This is a genomic window from Nocardia nova (assembly GCF_002933465.1).
In the GTDB taxonomy this organism is placed as follows: domain Bacteria; phylum Actinomycetota; class Actinomycetes; order Mycobacteriales; family Mycobacteriaceae; genus Nocardia; species Nocardia nova_B.
In genome coordinates this window covers 27,883-48,474 of sequence record NZ_PSZE01000005.1, presented here as the reverse complement: position 1 = coordinate 48,474, position 20,592 = coordinate 27,883, and the positions used below count along the sequence as shown (strand labels likewise).

16 protein-coding genes, 3 pseudogenes and 1 riboswitch are annotated in these 20,592 nt (G+C 65.2%); of the genes and pseudogenes, 10 read left to right on the top strand and 9 right to left on the bottom strand.

Annotated features, from left to right (window positions below; translation table 11 throughout):
- Positions 1-12: 12 nt before the first annotated feature.
- Positions 13-477, bottom strand: a pseudogene (locus tag C5E41_RS07820) (GNAT family N-acetyltransferase); the annotation flags it as partial.
- A 4-nt stretch (positions 478-481) separates the two neighbouring features.
- A riboswitch (SAM riboswitch) is annotated at positions 482-572 on the bottom strand.
- Positions 573-663: 91 nt separating this feature from the next.
- Positions 664-1,350 carry a rhomboid-like protein gene (locus C5E41_RS07815; protein ID WP_104375187.1) on the bottom strand — a complete coding sequence of 229 codons (687 nt, stop codon included), beginning with the start codon at positions 1,348-1,350 and terminating at the stop codon, positions 664-666.
- Positions 1,351-1,625: 275 nt separating this feature from the next.
- Between C5E41_RS07815 and C5E41_RS07810 the strand changes: the two genes are divergently transcribed.
- The 5 genes and pseudogenes from C5E41_RS07810 to C5E41_RS34860 form a co-directional block, all read left to right on the top strand.
- Entirely contained in the window at positions 1,626-2,822 is a 1,197-nt protein-coding gene (locus C5E41_RS07810) for an Ig-like domain-containing protein (RefSeq protein WP_439956374.1), read from the top strand.
- Positions 2,823-3,006: 184 nt separating this feature from the next.
- A complete protein-coding gene (locus C5E41_RS07805; RefSeq protein ID WP_104375185.1) occupies positions 3,007-3,441 on the top strand; it encodes a MarR family winged helix-turn-helix transcriptional regulator in 435 nt (144 codons plus the stop codon).
- Positions 3,442-3,518: 77 nt separating this feature from the next.
- Complete coding sequence (locus C5E41_RS07800) at positions 3,519-4,919, top strand: MFS transporter (protein WP_219823110.1); 1,401 nt, start codon at positions 3,519-3,521, stop codon at positions 4,917-4,919.
- A 54-nt stretch (positions 4,920-4,973) separates the two neighbouring features.
- Positions 4,974-5,531, top strand: a complete 558-nt coding sequence (locus C5E41_RS07795; protein WP_104375183.1) for an isochorismatase family protein — start codon at positions 4,974-4,976, stop codon at positions 5,529-5,531.
- A gap of 60 nt (positions 5,532-5,591) precedes the next feature.
- Positions 5,592-5,714: pseudogene (locus tag C5E41_RS34860) on the top strand (IS481 family transposase); the annotation flags it as partial.
- A 183-nt stretch (positions 5,715-5,897) separates the two neighbouring features.
- Here C5E41_RS34860 and C5E41_RS07785 read toward each other — a convergent pair.
- Positions 5,898-6,581, bottom strand: a pseudogene (locus C5E41_RS07785) (DDE-type integrase/transposase/recombinase); the annotation flags it as partial.
- A 422-nt stretch (positions 6,582-7,003) separates the two neighbouring features.
- Between C5E41_RS07785 and C5E41_RS07780 the strand changes: the two are divergent.
- The 3 genes from C5E41_RS07780 to C5E41_RS07770 all read left to right on the top strand — a co-directional run bounded on the left by C5E41_RS07780 (position 7,004) and on the right by C5E41_RS07770 (position 11,007).
- The gene (locus C5E41_RS07780) at positions 7,004-7,747 is read left to right on the top strand and encodes an IPT/TIG domain-containing protein (RefSeq protein ID WP_104375181.1); all 744 of its coding nucleotides are present in this window, start codon (positions 7,004-7,006) and stop codon (positions 7,745-7,747) included.
- A gap of 176 nt (positions 7,748-7,923) precedes the next feature.
- Positions 7,924-9,417, top strand: a complete 1,494-nt coding sequence (locus tag C5E41_RS07775; protein ID WP_219823109.1) for an IPT/TIG domain-containing protein — start codon at positions 7,924-7,926, stop codon at positions 9,415-9,417.
- Positions 9,418-10,002: 585 nt separating this feature from the next.
- The gene (locus C5E41_RS07770) at positions 10,003-11,007 is read left to right on the top strand and encodes a hypothetical protein (protein ID WP_104375179.1); all 1,005 of its coding nucleotides are present in this window, start codon (positions 10,003-10,005) and stop codon (positions 11,005-11,007) included.
- A 159-nt stretch (positions 11,008-11,166) separates the two neighbouring features.
- Here C5E41_RS07770 and C5E41_RS07765 read toward each other — a convergent pair whose 3' ends face one another.
- The 3 genes from C5E41_RS07765 to C5E41_RS07755 all read right to left on the bottom strand — a co-directional run bounded on the left by C5E41_RS07765 (position 11,167) and on the right by C5E41_RS07755 (position 13,131).
- Complete coding sequence (locus C5E41_RS07765; RefSeq protein WP_104375178.1) at positions 11,167-11,910, bottom strand: IPT/TIG domain-containing protein; 744 nt, start codon at positions 11,908-11,910, stop codon at positions 11,167-11,169.
- Positions 11,911-12,052: 142 nt separating this feature from the next.
- A complete protein-coding gene (locus tag C5E41_RS33230) occupies positions 12,053-12,601 on the bottom strand; it encodes a hypothetical protein (RefSeq protein ID WP_146097497.1) in 549 nt (182 codons plus the stop codon).
- 149 nt (positions 12,602-12,750) lie between these two features.
- Positions 12,751-13,131, bottom strand: coding sequence for a nitroreductase family deazaflavin-dependent oxidoreductase (locus C5E41_RS07755; protein WP_104375380.1), 381 nt, complete (start codon positions 13,129-13,131; stop codon positions 12,751-12,753).
- A 1-nt stretch (position 13,132) separates the two neighbouring features.
- Here C5E41_RS07755 and C5E41_RS07750 point away from each other — a divergent pair, with 1 nt between their 5' ends.
- Complete coding sequence (locus tag C5E41_RS07750; protein WP_258081540.1) at positions 13,133-13,690, top strand: TetR/AcrR family transcriptional regulator; 558 nt, start codon at positions 13,133-13,135, stop codon at positions 13,688-13,690.
- A gap of 1,811 nt (positions 13,691-15,501) precedes the next feature.
- Here the strand turns inward: C5E41_RS07750 and C5E41_RS07745 are convergent.
- The 3 genes from C5E41_RS07745 to C5E41_RS07735 all read right to left on the bottom strand — a co-directional run bounded on the left by C5E41_RS07745 (position 15,502) and on the right by C5E41_RS07735 (position 19,306).
- Positions 15,502-15,927 carry an SAM-dependent methyltransferase gene (locus C5E41_RS07745; protein WP_258080848.1) on the bottom strand — a complete coding sequence of 142 codons (426 nt, stop codon included), beginning with the start codon at positions 15,925-15,927 and terminating at the stop codon, positions 15,502-15,504.
- Between the two features lie 207 nt (positions 15,928-16,134).
- The gene (locus tag C5E41_RS07740; protein WP_258080825.1) at positions 16,135-17,256 is read right to left on the bottom strand and encodes an acyl-CoA dehydrogenase family protein; all 1,122 of its coding nucleotides are present in this window, start codon (positions 17,254-17,256) and stop codon (positions 16,135-16,137) included.
- Positions 17,257-17,464: 208 nt separating this feature from the next.
- Positions 17,465-19,306, bottom strand: a complete 1,842-nt coding sequence (locus tag C5E41_RS07735) for a cutinase family protein (RefSeq protein WP_258080824.1) — start codon at positions 19,304-19,306, stop codon at positions 17,465-17,467.
- A gap of 766 nt (positions 19,307-20,072) precedes the next feature.
- Between C5E41_RS07735 and C5E41_RS07730 the strand changes: the two genes are divergently transcribed.
- On the top strand, positions 20,073-20,339 hold the full coding sequence (locus tag C5E41_RS07730; RefSeq protein ID WP_104375379.1) for an MbtH family protein: 267 nt from the start codon (positions 20,073-20,075) through the stop codon (positions 20,337-20,339).
- Positions 20,340-20,592: the final 253 nt, after the last annotated feature.

Sequence of the window (20,592 nt, the reverse complement as noted above, 5' to 3'; positions counted from 1 at the left end):
ATGCGCCGGGTACTTCTCGAACGGATGCGCGAGCAGACCGGGCTGGACGGACGGTGTGCGATCGAGCGGGGTGTAGCCCGCCGACAGGTACAGGGCGACCGCTTCGGGTTGCCGCGGACCGGTGGTCAGAAAGATCCGCCGATAACCGCGGCGCAGCGCTTCGGCCTCGAGTTCGGCGAGAACGAAGGTCGCCAAACCGCGGCGGCGGTGCTCGCGCGCGGTCCAGATGCGCTTCAATTCGGCGGTGTGCTCGTCGTAGCGGCGAAACGCCCCACCGGCGACGGGTTCGCCGTCCTCGACTACCACCAGGAGGTCACCGTGTGGGGCCGCGAAGTCGTCGGCCGGGTAGTTCACCAGATCGGCATGGATCTCACCGGCGCTTCCGCCGTAGCGGCCGCTGTATTCGATGGCCAGCTCCGCCAGCAGTGGCGCGGCCATGGGATCGTCCTGGCGGACGTGAAAGACGCTGCGTACCATGGTTCCTCCATCGGTCCCGGCGGTAGCACCCACACCCAGTCGGCGGGTTGCTGCGACGTCGTGGAGCCGGGTCTCTCGATCGCTCTGGATGGGCGAAACGTCACGCTAGGGGAAATCCGATGCGGGGTCAGCACTCTGGATCGCGCTGAATCCAATCCTTGTCGCGAATCCCGCCCGGCGGTGTGATTACCGGTGTCGCACGGACCCGGCGAGCCCACGCACCGCCACCGCCGGATCCCACACGCCCGGCCGCCCGAGGCTCAGCGGGTAACAGGCCAGGCCGAGCATCATCGCACTGAAATGCCCTATGTCGGTGAAGGTTCGGCTCGCGAAGACCGGAATCGCGTAGAAGACGACCACTCCGAGCAGATACACATACCGCCACGGCTTCGCGATCCGATACACCAGCACGGCGATCACCCCCGCCAAGGCGTAACTCACGCCGTAATCGAGAGTGTTCACAGCGGATTCGGGAGCGTAACCGTGACGGATAGCCCAATACAGCACGCCCTCGCTGAGGTCGGTCGCGCCGACGTGCGCGATCACCACCACCGCCAGCCAGCGCAGCGTTCCCAGCCAGCGTTCGGCCTGGGCGTGGAAGATGGTGTAGCTGACCGCGTAGCCGAACCAGCCGCCGCCCGCGAGCCAGAAGGCGCTGGAGATCAGCACGTGCACCGGATCCTCGCGCAGATGATGCAGATTGGTCGAGCGGTTGCCCAGCAAGATCTCGGCTTGATCGGCAGACAGGTGACCGACCACGAGTGTGGACACGAGAAGGATGGCCAGCCAGATGTAGGTGCCGGGCGCGCGGCGGATGTAGTCGCCGATGACGGCCGCAGCGATCCACCACAGGGAGCGCTCTCGCCTGGACATCGGTCACCTTCCTCGACGGATCGCGAAGATCGCTCCACTATGAGCCCGCGCTGTCCGCGTGCGATCACCCGTTACGGGTGAGCCGGCATCATCCGTCGCCGAATGCCATGAATGCGGCAAAACGCCTGGTCCGGCACTGCCGGGCGCGCGCCGAGTGCCGACGACACGTACTCTGCTGCTGCGGTGCGACACCGGATTCATGGTGTGGACTGGAGGGTGCTGTGTCCCGGGTGGGCGCTGTGCATGCGAGGGTGCGAGACAGAGGCGGTGAGGACGTGCGCGGGCGTCGATCTCTACTGGTGGTGTCGGCGGTGTTGACGGCGATCGTCGTTCTCGTCGGCGGATGTGGCGGCTCGGGTGGCGGCACGTCGTCGGCGCCGGTGTCCCAGGGGCCCGATATCACCGCGCCCGCGGCGATCGATGTGCCCGCCGCCGATCACGGACCGCTCAATCCGGCGACGCCCATCGTGGTGAACTCCGCCGACGGCATGCTCACCGAGGTCACCGTCTCCGACAGGGACGGCAAAACGGTCGCCGGCGATTTCGGTGCCGACCATCGCAGCTGGACCTCGAAGGATCCGCTGAACTACGGGAGCACCTACCGTGTCGACGCCCAGGCGGTGAACCTCGCCCAGGTCGCGACGAACAAGACGGTCACCGTCGCCACGATCGACGCCGACCACAAGGCGTACGCGAATGTGGTGCCCGCGCCCGATCTGGTCGCCCAGACCGGGATCGGGGTTGGGCAGCCGATGGTGTTCCAGTTCACCGCGCCGGTGGCGAACAAGGCGGAGGTGCAGAAGCATCTGAAGGTCACCGTCACGCCGCCGCAGCCGGGCGCCTGGTACTGGGTCGACGACAAGGATGTGCACTACCGCGCCGCGCAGTACTGGCAGCCGGGCACCAAGATCCATATCGAAGCCGACGTCTTCGGTCTCGACCTCGGCGACGGGGTGTTCGGCGCCGAGAACAACAGCGCGGACTACACGGTGCACGATTCGTGGATCGCGCAGGCCGACGGCAACACCGAACAGCTGACGATCCTGCACAACGGCGCGCAGGTGAACCAGATGCCGATGAGTCTCGGCTCGCCCGGGTTCCCGTCTCACGAAGGTCCGCACGTCATTTCGGAGAAATCGCCGTCGATCATCATGGACTCCTGCAGTTACGGGGTCTGCGCCGGCCAGCCCGGGTACTACCGCGAGAAGGTGGACCTGGACGAACGCATCTCCAACGACGGCGAATTCGTCCACTCGGCGCCCTGGTCGGTGGGACAGCAGGGGGCCAGCAACGTGTCGCACGGCTGCGTGAACCTCTCACCCGACAACGCCCAATGGTTCTTCGATCACTTCGGCGTCGGTGACGTCGTGGAGATCACCAACTCGGGCGGGCAGCCGCTGCCGGTGTGGGACACCTACGGCGATTGGGAGGTCCCGTGGAACACATGGCAAGCCGGTAACGCGAACAGCTGATTCGCCCCGCCCGGCTGACGCTATGACGTCGTCCGGCCGAGGTACCGGTACATCGTTGGCCGGGTGACGCCGAACTCGACGGCGATCTAGTTGCGGCATCGTCTTAGCGCCTGCGCTCGACCATCGGGTGAATTTAGGAAGTCTGGACTTGCAAGATTTATCTTGCAAGGTTAACCTTCTAAATATGGCGGATGAGATCGACGCGGAGGCAACGGCGGCTGAGTTGCTTCGGGCCGTGGGCCAGGTGAAACGGCGCATGCGTAATAGCCGCACCGCTGATCTCAGCGCGCCGGAGTCATCGGTTCTTTCCCGCCTGGATCGCAACGGTCCGGACAACATCGCAGGTCTTGCCCGGTGGGATCAGGTGACTCCGCAGACGATGGGGTCAACGGTCGCCGCGCTGGAGGCACGGGGATTCATCGAGCGTCGCCCGGACCCCGACGACGGTCGCCGGTTTCTGCTCTCGCTGACTCCGGCCGGCGTGAGCCAGCTGCACGACATCCGCGACGCCGCGACCAAAAACATCGCGGCTGCTCTGCGCCAGCACCTCAGCCCGGAGGAGATCCGGCTCATCCAGGACGCAGCGCCGCTGATCGAGCGCGTCGCGCAGTACCTCTAACCCACTTCGTTCCTTCACCAGCGGGCGCCTCGGCAGCCCGCTACGCGCGCGTCCGCCGGGCGTCCTGGAGTATCTCTATGTCTGATTCCATGACGGTTTCGGCTGCGGCGCCGAGCAAGCCGTTCAACTGGCGGTTTACTACACCCCTGTACATCGGTTCGGCTCTGAACCCGATCAACAGCTCTCTGATCGCCACGGCGTTGGTGCCGATCGCGGCCGGTGTGCATGTCTCGATCGGCCAGACGGCCGCGTTGGTGTCCGCCCTCTATCTCGCCAGCGCGATCGCGCAGCCCACCGCGGGAAAGGCGGCCGAGGTGTTCGGGCCGCGGCGCGTGTTCCTCGCCGGCATCCTCTTGGTCCTGGCCGGTGGGATGGTCGGCGGTCTCGCGCCGGGGCTGCTGGCGTTGGTCGTCAGCCGGGTGCTGATCGGCCTCGGCACCTCGTGCGCCTACCCGACCGCGATGGTCCTGATCCGCCGACGCGCTCGCGCGGCGGGGCTCGCCAAGCCGCCGGGCGCCGTGCTGGGCGGTCTCATGATCGCCGGCGTCGCCACCGCCTCGCTCGGGCTCCCGATCGGGGGCGTGCTCGTGCAGTTTCTCGGCTGGCGGTCCGTGTTCCTCATCAACGTGCCGGTCGCGCTCATCGCACTCATCGCCACCCTGATGTGGGTGCCCCGCGACCACGCCACCGAACGGCGCACCGCCCGCCGGATCGCCTCCGATCTGGACCTGGCGGGGATCGTCGGATTCGCGCTGGCGATGACGAGCCTGCTGCTCTTCCTCTCCAGCCTGCCCGCGCCGAACTGGGCGCTGCTGGCCGCCACGGTCGTGGCCTGGGTGCTCGAGATCTGGTGGGAGCCGCGCGCGAAGTCCCCGTTCCTCGACGTGCGCCTCCTCGGCCGCAACGCCGCCCTCACCCGCACCTTCATCCGCTTCGGGCTCGTCATGCTGTGCGGCTACGTGGTCCTCTACGGCGTCACGCAGTGGCTCGAGGCGTCGCAGGGGATGACGGCACTCGGAGCAGGGCTCCTCCTCATTCCGATGACCGTGGTCTCGGGCGTCGTTATCGTGCCGTTCTCGCGCCGCAATCTCGTGCGCGGGCCGATCATCGCTGCGGCCGTCGCCTGCATCGCCGCCGCGATCAGCGCCCTCTTCCTGCCGACGTCCGCGTGGCTGGCGGTCACGCTGGTCGTTACGGGCCTGCTCGGCTTCGCCCAAGGCGCAGCCAGCAGTAACCAGCTCGCCCTCTACAGCCAGGCGACCGCCGAACAGCTCGGCACGGCATCCGGGCTGATGCGCTCCTTCGGCTACCTCGGGTCTATCGCCTCCTCGGCCGTCACCGGGATCGTCTACCGCACCTCCGTGACCGACACCGGGGTCGTGACCATCGCGTGGATCATGGTCGGCTGCAGCCTCGTACTCCTCGGCATCTCGATCTTCGACCGCACGCTCGGCCGCACCGCCGCGGCCACAACCTGAACCTCCATTATCGAAGTCCCTGACCCCGCACAACCGCAAAGCAAGGAGAGAGCCATGCCCATCACCACCATCGACGACACCGCAGCCCTCGTCGTCCTCGACCTTCAGACCGCCGCGGGCGCGGCCTCGACCATCGAGCCGGTGCCGGCCGTCGCTGCCCGTGTAGCCGACCTCGCCGACGCGTTCCGCGCCCACTCGCGTCCCGTCATCCTCGTCCGGGTCACCGGCACCGCCCCCGGGCGCACCGATGCCGGCGACCCCGCGGGCATCACTCTCCCCGAGGAGTACACACAGCTCCTGCCCGAACTGCGCGTCGACGCGAGCGACCACATCGTCACGAAGAGCAGCTGGGGAGCTCTCGGCCGCACCGGCCTGATCGGCGACCTGGAAGCACGCGGCATCACCCAGATCGTGCTGACCGGCGTCTCAACCAGCCAAGCCGTCGAATCCACCGCCCGCGCCGCTTACGACCACGGGCTCCACGTCACCATCGCAACCGACGGCATCACCGACCTCGACAAAACCGCCCACGACCATGCCCTCGCTCACACCTTTCCCCGCATCGCCGAGACGGGCACGATCGGCGACATCATCACGGCACTGGGCGCCTGACCGGCCGATGATATGACGGCGCTGCTGGGCCGACTCCGCAATCGAAATCCTCTCCGCAACATGACGCCCCGCAACGCACCCGTGACTCCGGAAGGGCGAAAACGGCTCGTCGAGCGCTGCCGCACCCGTCCGATCGCACACCTTGCGTCGGAGATGGGCATTTCACGCACCATCGCCTCGAAATAAGTGAACCGATCCAAGCAGTTCGGCGAACTCGGCTGGTTGATCGCTCGTCAGCTCCGGCTGGTGGGAAGCCCGGACTGGGTGAATCTATCCCCGACCCTCAGTTCTAAATGTATACACAACGGCTGTCGCTCACGGTCATGGCGCGGACACTGAATCTCCCCGGGTTGCTTGCGCACCGGGTTATCTGTCTCCGGCAGGTTGTTCGGAGCAGGTGGAATAGTAGTCGGATTCGTATTCGACCGGTGGTCGGCGCCCGAGCCGGTGCATCAGCCGGGAGTCGCTGAACCAGCTGACCCACTCGTGGGTGAGTAACTCGACATCAGCCAACGATGCAGACGACCGCGCCGGAACGGCGAATCATCGCGCACGGCCTCGGTCTTATAGAGCCCGATCGTGGTCTCGGCGAGGGCATTGTCGTAGGCGTCCCCAACCGAGCCTTCCGACGGACGAAGACCCGAAAGCGTCAGTGTCTCAACTAATTTCACTGAAGTATTCTGCGACCCGGCGTCCGAGTGATGAATCGTGGACCCGGTCCACGGCCGACCCTGACGCCGCCGCAGCGCGGCGGCCTGCCGGATCGCCGACTCCAGGAACGCGGTCCGTGTGCTGGTCGAGCATTCCCAGCCCGCGATCCGCCCGGCGTAGGCGTCGACGACGAACGCGGTATAGAAGAACCCGCCACCAGCCAGACGCACGGAGGTGAAATCAGCGACGACCAGCAGATTCGGGGCCGGGACCCGGAAGTTGCGGTCCAGCGGAGCCGCCGGCCGACTCGCGGCCGGATCGGCTTCGGTGGTGCGAATCGCGTTGCGCCACACCACGCCACCCGTTGGCCCGCATCAACCGCTCCACCGTGCAGCGGGAACCCCTGCCTGAGAGGGTTTCGCGCCCATGCTCGCGGCCGATTACATAGTCCGGCATCGGGATCCGACAGTGTCTGAGCAGGGAGAGGCCAGGCATTGGATAGTTCTACGTTGCCAGGTGCCCGGCCAGCGAACCGTACGCTCACTTCGAGCACGCGTATCAAATGTTCCGGTCTGCCCGCCGGTTGGACTGTCGCACTGAGAGTGAAGCAGTGCGTTTCGGTGTCGGTTGCGACGTGACGATCACGACATCTGCTGGCGCTGTGGGTATTTGAGGGTATCTGCAGACGCCTTTCCGCAAACCGGACGAAACCGGAGTACCAAAGGCGTTGCCCTGCAGGGGTTACGGGCGTGTTAATTGATGAAGCGGCGCCGCACGAATCCGGGTCACCACAGCAGGAGCATCGTTTAGGAGGCTTCGTCATGCCTATTTCTCCGAACCAGGGATCGACTGGAGGCGGGACCACCGTCACCATCACCGGGACGAATCTCGGTGGCGCCACGGCAGTGCATTTCGGCTCCAAATTGGCCACGATCACGGCCAATACACCGACCTCGGTGACGGTAACCTCTCCGTCGGGCTCGGGCACGGTCGGTGTCACCGTGACCACCCCCGGGGGCACGAGCAACCCGTTGTCTTTCTTCTACGTTGGTGCGCCGTTCAAGGCCAGCCTGTCCGCCGTGTCCGGTCCGACCGCCGGGGGTAACGCGGTCACGATCACCGGGACCGGCCTGTCGACAGCTACCACGGTGAGTTTCGGCGCGAACACCGCCACGCCGACTGTTGTCAGTGACAGTCAGTTGACCGTGGTGGTGCCGGCCGGCACGGCGGCGGGAGCGGTCGGTGTCAGCGTCACCACCGCCGGGGGAACCAACAACGGGTTCTCCTACACCTACGTCGACACCCCCACCGTCGCTTCGGTGGCCCCGACAGCGGGCCCGACTTCCGGTGGCACCGCGGTGACCATCACCGGAACCGGTCTCACCACGACGCAGTCGGTCACCTTCGGTGGTACCCCGGCGCCGTTCTCGGTCATCTCCGATACCGAGGTCTCCGCAGTCACCCCGCCGGGAACCGCCGGCGCCGTCGATGTCGTGGTGACCACCAACGGCGGCAGTGTCACCGATACCGGCGCGTTCACCTACACCGCCGCGCCCGGGATCTGACCGGTCGGCCGGGTGCCCCTGACTAGGGTGCTCGACGGCGCCACGCACCGGCTCCGGGGATGCAAGGCCACCCTTGCCTTCCCGGAGCCGTAACCCCGTTTCCGGCTCTCCACTACACCGAACATCAGAGCCATAGTCGGATCACGACTGTGGCCCGCTGCCGAAGGAGCATGTTCATGGCCGCCCCTACCATCACCTCTCTGACTCCGGCCTCAGGCCCCGCCGCGGGCGGTAACAACGTCGTCATCACGGGCACCGGTTTCAGCGGGCCCACCACAGTCCAGTTCGGCGGCACAGCAACAACATTCACCATCGACTCCACCACGCAGATCACCGCTATCGCCCCTCCAGGGACAGGAGCCGTGCAGGTCACCGTCACCACATCCGGCGGAGTCAGTAACGGGGTCGTCTACACCTATGCCGGAGTTCCATCGCTGACCAGTGTGAGCCCGAACCAGGGCTCCACCTCAGGAGGCACCTCCGTCACCCTCACCGGGACCAATCTCAGCGGCGCGACCGCAGTACGCTTCGGCACCACCGCAGCCTCGTTCACCGTGGTCTCGGCCACTCAGATCACCGCCACCGCCCCCGCCGGAACCGGCACCGTGCAAGTCACCGTCACCACCCCCGTAGGCACAAGCAACGGAATCTCCTACACCTACGTGCAGGTCCCTTCCTTGACATCGCTGAGCCCGAGCTCGGGCCCGGCAGCCGGAGGCACCACTATCACCCTCACCGGGGCTAACCTCGCCGGCGCGACCGCAGTACGCTTCGGCACCACCGCAGCCTCGTTCACCGTGGTCTCGGCTACCCAAATCACCGCCAGCGCCCCCGCCGGAACCGGCACCGTGCAGGTCACCGTCACCACCCCTGCGGGCACCAGCAACGGAATCTCCTACACCTACGCAGCAATGCCGTCCTTGACCGGGGTCAGCCCGAACCAAGGGCCCACCTCGGGAGGCAACACGGTGACCCTCACCGGAACCAACCTCTCCGGTGCGACCGCCGTACGCTTCGGCACCAGCGCGGCGTTGTCATTCACTGTGGTTTCGGCGACCCAGATCACGGCCGTGGCGCCTCCGGGAGGCGCCGGGGCGGTCGATGTCACGGTCGTGACCCCTGGTGGCAGCAGCACTGTGGCCAGCTCCTACTTTTATCTGAACGTGCCTACCCTCACCGGCATCGCCCCGACCTCGGGTCCGCTCGCGGGCGGCGCTACCGTCGTGCTCACCGGCACGAACCTGGCCAGTGCGACCGCGGTCATCTTCGGCGCTGCTCCGGCGTCCTCGTTCACCGTGGTATCGGCGACCCAGATCACCGCGATCGCACCTGCCGGGACCGGGACTGTGCAGGTCACCGTGACCACACCGGGCGGCATCAGCAACGGGATCTCCTACACCAATCTGCCGGCGCCCACCCTCACCGGACTGAGCCCGAACCAGGGACCCGCCACCGGCGGCAACACCGTCACGATCACCGGCACCAACCTCGCCCAGACCACCACCGTGCTGTTCGGCACCACGACAGCGGCATTCACCGTCATCTCCGACCACCAAATCGTTGCTATCGCCCCAGCGGGAGCTGCAGGACCGATCAGCGTGACCCTTGCAACGCCCGCCGGCACCAGCACCGCCGCGACCTACACACGCGTGGCGCCACCCGCCATCTGATTGCACACGATAAAACCGCAGGCGCCAGGGCGAGATGATGCCCGGATGACAGGGCGACGGCATATGTGAGTACCTGCCGACAGGGGGTCATCGTATGTGGTGGGCGGGGGCAGCGGAAGGACGCCGGAAGGACAGTTGAAAAGACGAAGAAGTCGGGCATGCTGGAAACATGAAGGCGTCGAGTGCCATATGGCGACGCTGGATCGAAAGTTGCTGTCTAACAAGCTAGTTGACGGTCCACGGACGAGTGCTCCACGGCTCCAGCGCCTGCCGGAGTATTCCTCACCTCGACGTTGCTGCCGGACGCTGTTGTGGATCAGCGGGTGCCCAGCGTCGCCGACACGGGCCGGGTGGTCGGTGCTGCCGATCACGTATGTCGGCCGGAGCCACGTTGCCTCGCAACAGAATAGGGGGAGCCAGCCAGCGCGATCCAATCGGTTCTGGCGCTGCGGTAGCGCGGTAACCACATGGAGGAGGAGCCCGGCGACGGGCTCTCGGGCACCGTGACGGACTGCCGCGCTGCGGTTGCGGGTTCAAATCGCCGCCGAGAGGGAGGCGGTGGTCGCAGGGGTTGAAGGGGTTTCCATGACTACCGTTCTGAAGATGCTGCTGACAGACCGGCATCTCACGAGCTATTCGGACTTTCTGGCCGAATACGACAGGTGCGCCGCGCAGCTCGCGCCTCCAGTGCCGCCAGGTTACGGTCCCGCGAGGACGCAGTTCTATCAATGGCTTTCGGGCGGCCTGGTCGGACGTCCTCGCGACTATCACTGCCGTGTGCTGGCCGAGATGTTTCCGGGCTGGACGATCGAGGAGTTGTTCCGCTCGTTCGATGACGCACCGACCGCCGGCACAGCGCGCGAGTCGGCGCTTGCTGCGACGGATAACGAACTCGCGGCGTTTCTCGGGGCTGAGATGAGCGTCCACGGAGTCACGCTCGTGTACCCGACGTTCGAGCTACAGCTGCCGCCCGACAAAACGCACCCAGCTGCTCGGCGGCTTCACCCATCCGCCATCTCGGGCAAGATAGGTGCTTCCGGCCCCGGCCATAGTCGGAATGCGTTTGCCGCCCTACCGGAAAACGACGTGCGCGCACTGCTCTACGTAGCTTCTGCGCTTCAGCGTCGCACCAGCATGTCGATCGACATTCGCAGTGACCGTGACGCCGTTGCACGCAACGACCGCCCTTACATAAGCTTCGGACTCACCTGCAACGGCTGCACACGCCTGTACCTGGAAAGTACCGAGCATCCGCTGTTCACCCTCCACTGCAACGAAGCCTACGACGGTCCCTGTCCCGACCGGCTGGAATTGCCCAACGGCACCACCTACGACCTGAGCGGGGATCACAACATCGGCCTCATCGCACGAGCGCGGCCGAATCCGAATCTGCACCCGGACCGTTACTGGATCTTTTGTGCGGGATCAGGCTCGCGCGGCACCGCCGGGGCAAGCTGGTACCTCGCCAACCGATGGAGCCTGCTGCAACGACGTGCCGGTGATCGTGAGTTCGTCGCGGTGATCGCCGTGGGCGACAACTCCGACGACACGGCGCGCATAAAGCATCTGATGATCGATTCCGCATCCTGACCCCGACCCTATTGTGTTGTGCCGCAGCCGGACCGGCTGAGGGAGAAACGCGCCGCCAGTCGGAATCGGCACCACATCCCCGCCTGTGGCCAACAATTCGGCCACGGATGGGATGGACAGTGCCTGTCCATCCCATCCGACGACTGAGATGGCTGGTGGTCAGGCGTAGGTGTAGGTGTAGGAGATTCCATTGCTGATGCCGCCCGAGCCCGTGACGGTGACTTGAACGGTACCTGCCGCGCCCGCGGGTGCCACCGCCGTGATCTGTGAGGGCGAATCCACGGTGAACGTTGTTGCGGTACTTCCGAACCGCACGGTCAACGGCCCCTCGAACCGCGCGCCGCTGATCACGACACTGTTGCCGCCCGCGGCCGGTCCGGAGGCCGGGCTGAGCGAGGTGAGAATAGGAACGACGACGTAGGTGTAGGTGACTGGGTTACTGGTGCCCCCCGGGCCGGAAACGGTGATCGATTCGATTCCCGTCCCCGCGGGAGTGACCGCTGTGATCTGCGTCTCGGAGTCGACGGTGAACGAGGCTGCCGGTGTAGCGCCGAAATTCACCGCAGTCGCCCCCGTCAAGCCCGTCCCGGTGAGCGTGACCGTCGTCCCGCCCACCGTGGTCCCCTGCGCGGGGGTTACGCCGTTTAGGGCAGGAACCGCGAGGTAGGTGTAGGAGACCCCGTTGCTGACTCCCTCCGAGGTGGAGACGGTGACCTGCACCGGGCCGACCGAGCCCGTTGGGGCGACTGCCGTGATCTGCGTCGGAGAGTCGATGGTGAACGTCGTTGCGGTCCCACCGAAACGCACCGTCATGGGACCGCTGAACCCAGTGCCGGTAATCGTGACAGTTGTACCTCCGGTCTCAGGCCCGGACGTCGGAGAAACAGATGTGATAGTAGGCATTAGCACTACCCCCGTTGCCGCTGTGGTGAAATTCCTGCTGCCGCACCGCCGGATACCCGGCTGCGCTGGTGGCCCGCTGATTCCAGTGACGCATGAAACCCGTTGCCGGACAAGATATTCGCAGGTCCGTCATAGTCCGTTTTCAATTCACCGGCGCGGACAGGTACTGACGAGGACGGCTGATCGTTCCGCAATCGCCACTGGCGTGCTCGATCAGACACCGCGCATCATCGTGGCTCGCCCGCCCTTGGCCAGGCGGATCGCGTCCAGCGATGCCAGTTCGGTGACCGGGGAGTGAGAGTGTGCCCTCGGCGAGGTAGTCCAGCACTCGGCGGGTAGCGGCGGCGACCTTCGACGACGCACCGGCGACGAGGCCGCGGTCGCTGAAACCGGTCAGGGTGAGGTTGCCGCCCAGCAGGCGACCGAACGGCGCCGATACCGCCGGCGGCGGAGTGCACCAGAACCGTGTCCCCGGCGGTGAAGCGACCGGCCTCGATGAGCAGCAGTAAGGCGGTCGCCAGGCCGAGCGGGGGTGGCGGCGGCCGAGCTCAACGGGACGGCGTCCGGTACCGGACACGGTGAGTTCCGCTCGCGCCGTGGCGATCTCGGCGAAACCTCCGCCACCGAGCGCGACGGCCGCCACCCGATCGCCGACGGCCAGTCCGGTGACCTCGGCACCCAATTCGCGCACAATCCGGGGCGGTGGGGCCACGCCGGGGCGTAACCCGCATCGCCTCGGCGAGCCATCACGTCCATGAAGTTCACGCCCGCGTAGGCAACGTCGATGGTCACCTCGCCCGCAGCGGGTCGCGGCGGTTCCACCTCGCGGATCTCGGGAAGTCAGCTTGCCGCCGGGTCCATGCGGAGGAACTCGGTGATCCGCATCAGCCGCGGCGGGCGCGCCGCGTCGGGGAGATGCTGGAACGCCTCGGATTCACCGATCAGGCGCGGGTTTTCGAGTTCCATTGCCTCTCCGTTGATTTCCAGCCGTGCGCGACCGGACGCCAGAACATTGCGCACCCAGTCGGCGCCGGCTCCGTACACCGGCACGAACAGGTAGCCGCCGTCGACGGGATACGCATCGAGCGGTGTGCGGTAGCTCTTGCCGGATGTGCGGCCGACGTGAGTCAGCACCGGCCACTTGCCGCTCGCGATCGCGCGCGGGTTGAACACCCGCTTGTTGACATGCGTCGCAGATCGCGGCGGCGTGGAGGCGGTCACGATGCGGCGGGTGGCGCAAGAACTGGGCGTGGAAGCGATGTCGCTCTACCACCACGTGCCGAACAAGGACGCGATCCTCGACGGCGTCGTGGATGCGGTGTTCGCGGCCATCGACCTCCCCGGGGAGAGCTCGGAATGGCGCGATGCCATCCGTACGCGCGCGCGGTCCGCGCGTACGGTCCTGTCGAAGCACAGATGGGCTCTGGGCCTGATCGATTCGCGCCGCAATCCGGGACCGTCCACGCTTCGCCACCATGACGCTGTTCTCGGTGTCCTCCGCGCGGCCGGGTTCACGCTGCCGATGGCAGCGCACGCGGTGTCGCTCATCGACAGCTACATCGGCGGCTACGTCCTCCAGGAGGTGAACCTGCCGATCCAGACGGTCGACGATGTCGACGATGTGGCGAGCGGGATTCTCGAGCACCTGCCACCGGATCAGTTGCCGTATCTGCGGGAGATGATCGTCGATCATGCCCTGCGGCCGGACTACGACCACACGACAGAGTTCGATTACGGCCTGGATCTGATCCTCGACGCCCTCGAATCTCGTCGGACATAAGGAGCGCAGCACTTGCGCGCCTGTTGCGTGCCGTCGGGGAGGAGGTGTTCATCCGCGCGCTGGTATGTCTGACCAGTGACAGCGTGCACGCGGTCGTGCCGGCGCCGGACCGCCGCTACGTGGTGTCGGTGGCGGAGTTGATGAAGAGGCTTGCGCGACCTACCCGTGATGCTCGTATACGAATGAGCGCTGATCGGGGTTGCGCGGGTGGAGGAGGCTCTGGAGTCTGTCGGGATCGCCCCGGCAACAGGCCATCTCGGAGTGGACCGGTAAGGCACCTCGATCTTCTCCGGAGCCGGTGACCCGGCTCGTTCTCGCTGGAAGTCGCGCGTTGTCCTCGGTTTCGCCGTGCGTGGCGCCGAGTTGCGACGCGTGCGTTCGACGGCTCCTATCCGCTGTCTCCTTGCCCGGAGATCGTTTCTGCAGGTGGACGCACGCTGGGGTGATGATCCCGAATCATGCTGCGCCGCAGCAGCATTTGAGGTCATGACGATCCCGCGTCGAGGTTTCGGGCGTGAAACCTGAAAGGCGTGCCCGTCGCGTGAGTCCCGGCTCCTACCGGAGGGAGAACGAGAACGACATCGCTGAAGATAGCTGCAGCATAACAAGTTTCGTTGTCGAGTCGGATGGCCTGCGCCGTTCCGGCGGAGTGGCTGTCGTCCGCCGAGTAGATCGTCGGATGTGCGCGGCGCGCTGACAGTAACGGCGCCGGGTGCTGGCCCGATAGTCATCCGAATCGGCGTAGTTGCGCGCTTTATCGGCGTGTTCGCTGGGCCTGGGCATCGATTCGCGCCTTGTGAACCGCCGGTCACCTCGAGAGAGGTTGCGGAACCGACCGGACACCTGCAAAGAAGGCGTGGTGGCTGCAGCCGCATTCGTGACCCGACGGGTGAGAAAAACCTTTCGGCATTGGATTCATTGAATTTTTCGAAACGAACCCGAATTGTGTCGGCCAATGCGTGAACGAGAGTACGGATCGGCACGTGATAAGCGCGAGAGAGGTGCAGTGATCGGGCAGTTTTTTCCTTCGCGCATCCTTCTTCTGGCGCTTTCGCATGAGTTTTGATCCGCAATGGCGTTGTGTAATGTTTCCGATCGGGCCCAGATAGCCGATTCAATTCGGCAAAGGTAACGATGTTCTCGAAGGGAGGTGATTGCTTGTGATTCTGACTTTTGTTGTGAACCTGCTGCACTCGCTGCTCGGCATTGTCGGGCTGTGAGTGCGAGCCGGCCGACGTACCTCCCCGATGTGCGGCCGGTATTCTTCTCGTCTCGTAAATTCCGCTGTTGTTCTCCTCTGCTGTGGAGGGCGCGCGGTGGCGGGTCGAATCAGGGGTGCATCACACATCCCTGAGTAACGCGAATAGTCGATCCTCAGGAATTGGGTGCGGTGATAGAATCCGGCGATTTACCAACACCGCATTCGGTTCTGCTTATGCCCGAATTTCCTTTATCGGCGTCAACAGTCTCCGTCAGGTAATTCGGTCGCTGCAGGTATCTCATCCACGAGATACCCCATAATGTCGGACGCGGGTGGCACCTTGGCATGCCGCCCGCGTCCGTATATTATTTCGGGTAATCCGGCCCAGGCCATCGATAACGTGGGTGGCGCGGTGTCACCGCTACCGGGCGCGGTAGCTTCGGCGTCGGCCACATCCTCCCGCCTGTTCCGGCGACACAGTCCCATTCGCCGACTCGGGCGTCATCGCCTCGAAAATCCCGGCCGCCGAGCTCGTCACCGATGCTTGCTCTGGTGCTGAAGTGGGATCACGGTGGGGTTGAGTCCAGCAGGATGGTGTACGACTCGGGCGTCAGACCAAGTCTGAGCGTGTCGTAGCCGGGAAAAGGGTGGTCACCGCGTGATCCTTCAGAAGACCTACCAAGTCGTTCAGAAGGAAGAAGACCACGCGATGACCTCTGTCCAGCCTATCGACCCGTCCAAGATGCTGTCGGACCAGGGCTCGGCCGTGGAGAGCGCACAGCGGATCGTTGTCGACGTACACCACCCGTGCGTTGGGATTGTGCTGTTGTGCGATTTCGTGGGTATTGCAGACGGTCGGCAGTCCGGCACCGAGATCGAGAAACTGGTCGATGCCGACGCAGCCGGCGAGGTATCGGACCACCCGATGCAGCCATCGACGGTTCATCCAGGCAACATCGCTTTGGCGCGGCGCGATTTCAGCGACCGTATCGCGAACGATACGGTCGACTTCGTGGTTGTCCTCGCCGCCGAGCATCGCGTCATATACGCGAGCGATGCTTGCCCGCGCACGTGTCCAACCCGACAGGTGTGCGCCCATGACCCGCAGCGGGGGTTTCGGACGGGTCCGGCATGAAGACCTCTCTGGACTACGAAGTCGATGGCGAAGTGGGGGAGTGCTTGCCGCAATTCCTTAGTTTGACAGCGGATTCAGTGACGTGATGCGGATTTCCAGCCGCGCTCCTCAGATTGTGGCGACCGAAGTCGCCGCGGATACGAAGTCGGCAGGACTCGGGGCGGCCCCGTCGTCGTGTGGCCGAGGCAGAGCGCATTCGGCGCGGGGGTACTCCAGTCGGAACGGGGATCCGCCGATGATGCGGGCGATGGCCTTCGCTTGCGAGTAATAGCGGTACAGCGGTCCCGTGTGTTCGGAGCCGATGCCGTTGAGCTGGTAGCACTTCTGCATGGCCTCCGGCAGCGCCGTGGTGACCCGGTAAGCCAGCGTCTCGAGGGCAGTGTCGACGCGCTTTCGATGTTCGGCGCTGTCGTCTTCCTGCACAAGCGCTCGATTCGCCGACAGCGTGATCGAGTGCACCGCACGAGAGGCGACGTAGATATCGTGGATATTCCGGGATGCTGCCCGGAACTGTATGGGGGACAATCCGAGCCGAGCCCGGGCGTGCACTTGTTCGGCGGTCCGTCTCAGCACTCCGTGCAGCAGGCCATCCGCTACTGAGCCGATCGAAGCCAGCGCCAACCGCTTCAGTGGCGGGACACCGTCGGGCAGCAACTGCTCCGCTGGTATGGACACGTTGTCCAATCGCAGCGTGAACTCGGGCACTCCGGTCGGAGATGCGTTCGGGACACGGCTGATACCGGGCGATTTCGCATCCACGAGGGCGAGTCCGGAATCGGTCGGCACCAGGATCCAGCTTGCCCGGCTCGCATACTGCACGCCGACCTTGTGGCCGCTTATTCTCACCGTGGTGCCGTCGGTGATCGCAGTGGTCGAGGGTTTCGAGGAGAACGGTGCCCCCGGTTCGTTGAGCGCAGCTGTGAGTATCGCTCCCTCGGCGACAGCTGGGAAAACTCGTTCCGTCACGCCATCCGTCGCGCCTCGTAGCAAGGGAAGTACCCCGAATCCGAGGGTCGACAGCACCGGAACCTCTACGGCGTCGGTTGCCAGCTCCTTCAGTATCGCCGATACCTCCCAGAGGCCCAGGCCGTCTCCGCCGTAGCGTTGCGGCAGGGGCGCCGAGAGCAGGCCGCTGCCGAGGAGGGCGGGCCACAGGTCGATATCGCGTGCGCTCTCGCGCTCCAGCAGGCTTACGACAATTTCGGCAACTGCGTCCTGGCTCTCATCCATGGTGACGTTCAATACAAAGCTCCCGGTCGACGTAGGTTCGTGTGCGGCTTCGATGGATAACTCGATATGCGGAACGTGAACTGTTGTGTGTTATTCGAGAAGGTTTGGACTTGCTCGTGCGAAATCCGGTCCGGGCAGAGCTGAATTCGGCCGACTGCCGCAGTCTGCCCGTTCCGCGAGAATTTCGCGGAACAGGGCAGCATATGTTCTACCCGGTGGGGAGAGATGAAGATGCGGTGCTGCCGCGCGTCGCTTCCGGTGCCGATTCGCGCTGATATACCGTAATCTCGGCGTCGTCTCTCGGCTCGGGAGTGGTGATATTTTCCGGTCGCGTGTGAACGACTTCTTCTATTGCGGAATCCTCTCCAGGGGACACTGTAGCGGCGTGTGCCCGGCGCAAGCGAGTACGTATTGCGGTCGCAGCTCCGGAAACAATGACGAGGCCGATCAGGACCAGCAGCAAATTGAGTCGCCTGTCCGTCCCGTCGATCTGGCTGAGAATCGGGGCGGTGCCGGGCCGGGTATTCGGCGTAGTCGTAATCGGGGCAGGGAGTACGGCTGGTGACGAGGGCGTCGCGGGCGGAACCGTGACCGGTGGACTCGCGGGCAGCGCCGGAGGCGAGGTGGTCGGTGCCGAGACCGGGGGACCGGGTGTTTCGCTCGATCCTTCGCTGGGCGGGGGGAGCCGGTGACCGGCCAGGTCGCGGGCTACGGCCGTGAACCACTCGGCGAGCATTTCGGTGCTGGAGCGGACGCCGACGCCGGCGGTGGCATAGGCGCCGTGCTGGCGGACGGTATCGACATAACGGAGCCAGGTGTGCGGATCCAGCAATTCGGCGTTGTCCGCTCCTAGCTCGCCGAGGGCGTCGAATATCTGAGTCAGTAGCCGAGACGCTTGCGTCGGTGGCGGCGGGTGGTGCGACACGGAGGCAATTTCCTGGGCGAGAATTGCGATCCCCGCGAGTGGGTTGGTCGCCGCTGTGCCGGCGATTTCGGAAAACTCCGAGGTGGACAACACGGTCCCGGTGATCGCGAGGAGGGTGTTGAATGCGGCAGCGGCAAGCTTCAGCAGCGCCTCGTGCGCCTCCGGGCCGACGGGCACGCGCGGGTCGGCAGCTTCCGCGAGCCGGATACTGAGTGTCTTCTGCGGGGTCAGCGACAGTGTTCCCAGCGAATCACCGTGCAGGTCGTCGCTCACCACCGCTGTCAGCGTTTTGGCGATCGTCGCCTGGAGGGTGGCCGCGATGGAGGACAAGGTCAGCCCCAGGTCGTCGGGGTCGAATTCGATCTGGCCCGCGATGGTCGCGACCATGTGGATCAGCGGCGAATCGGCGGGTGCGTCGCAAGCCAGATCGCCGGGCCGACACAGCGACGCCACCCGCCCGGTGAGCGCACCGAAATCGTCGATGATGTCTCGCACCGGGCCGATTCCGCCGCCAGGCGGCGTCGCAAGTGGAAACTGCGGCAACTCGGCGACCTCTGTGCCGGCGGTGTCGGGCGCGGGATCCGGCCGGTCCTTACCAGGGGCTCCCGGGAATACGGGTGCAGCACGGCCGCGAGTCGGGTCCGCGAGTAGTGCCACCGCCGCAACCCGGCCCGCCGGCACCGCACCTCCGCCGGCTCCGACCTCCCGCGCGAACATCGAAACGACGTGCGCCCCTTGTGAATACCCGATGAACCCCAGCTCGGTACGAGGGCATCGGCCGACGACCTCGCGCGCCATCGACCGCAGACGGTCGAGCCCCTCGGCCGCTGAGGACGAATACGGCGTCAGGCCGCCGGGGACCATCCCGCCGAACGAGGCCTGGTACGGGACATACGCATGTCCGGCCTGCCGCGGCCCCACCCTCGACAGCAGCGGGACCAGCACAGCCGAAAGCATGCCGTCATCGACGGAAGCCGGTGCGTCGGGCGACGATTCGCCGGTCCCTTGCACCCCGAGGACATACAGGGGTGGGCAATGCTGCAAGTCCGGCGATGGCCCGTCTTCGGGTTGCGCCTGTGCTGAGCCGATGGCAGTGACGACGGCTACAACGAATACAGTCGACATCCCCCGCAACAACGCCGAGCGTATCGGTCCTGCGTGCACGTTCGAAGTCAATAGACGCATCTCCCGGATCGAATTCTGTGCGTGCAGCCGCGGACCACCCGGCAGCCCCGAGTGTGCAACAAGTGGTTACGGGGAGGCAGGGAACAGTGCTGCTCACCGGAACCTCGGTTTCGAGGAAGTAGCAGCGTATGCCGTGTCGAGCCGGTCAGCCGTCATGGCTCCGGCTGGATCCGGCATCCGAACTTCTTGGCCCGCCTACGGTTCCAGCTCGGCCGGATCGAGACGCTCTGCCGCGGAATCCGACTCACACGGCCCTTCCGCCCCTTCGGGATCCCCACCCACCAGCGGCATCGGTAGCTATTCGAAGCCACAGGGATCTTGGATCGGAACATTTTTCGCTGTCTCGGTGACCGCCGTTTGCGCCGTACGGCCGACATGAGTGGTTCGCCCGATTAGCGGTTTGAGTGTTCATCCGCATACTTTGGTACCGCCGGATCGACGATTGCCGACTTCTCGCCTCAGGACGGGCGTGGATGCTTCGACCCCATCCACGTGTGATACCGCCTCGAAGACCATGCAATTCGCACTCTCTTCTCCTTCCCGGAGATCGACACACCGGGGAGGGGATCCGACGGTGTCGCAACTCATCGGCCATCCGCCGGAGCGCTCGCCGCTCCACGCACGGTGTGATCGCACACCGGTTGCGGACACCGATACACGCACGAGCCTTACCTATCCGCACAATGCGAGCAATCAGCGAGGTGAAATGAGCACCAACCCCTTCGATGACGACAACGGCCGATTCTCGGTTCTGATCAACCACGAAGAGCAATACTCCCTCTGGCCGGTCTTTGCCGAGGTCCCCGATGGATGGAGCGTCGTCTTCGGTGAAGACAGCCGGGACGCCTGCATCGAGTACATCGATAAGAACTGGACAGATATGCGTCCGAAGAGCCTGCGCGATGCGATGGCTGCCGACGACGCGCCCCGCAAAACCGGCAAACCCAAATCATCCACCCGCCGTAGCAAATAACCTCGTGCACGGCGTCGTTGAGAATGTGCGGGGACAGGGGTCGCCCTTTCGATGACTCTCACGCTGGTGGGCCGGAGTTGCGCTTCGGGGACGTGCAAGTCGACGCGCCACAGTGGCTCTACCGGGAGCAGACCACGGTTCAGCGATGTGGTATGTGCGGTGAGCTCGAATATGCCGCACATACATATCTGTCCACTTCTTTTCGGCTCGGCAATCTCATTTTCGGCAGCACCGAGGTGTACGGATGAACGCT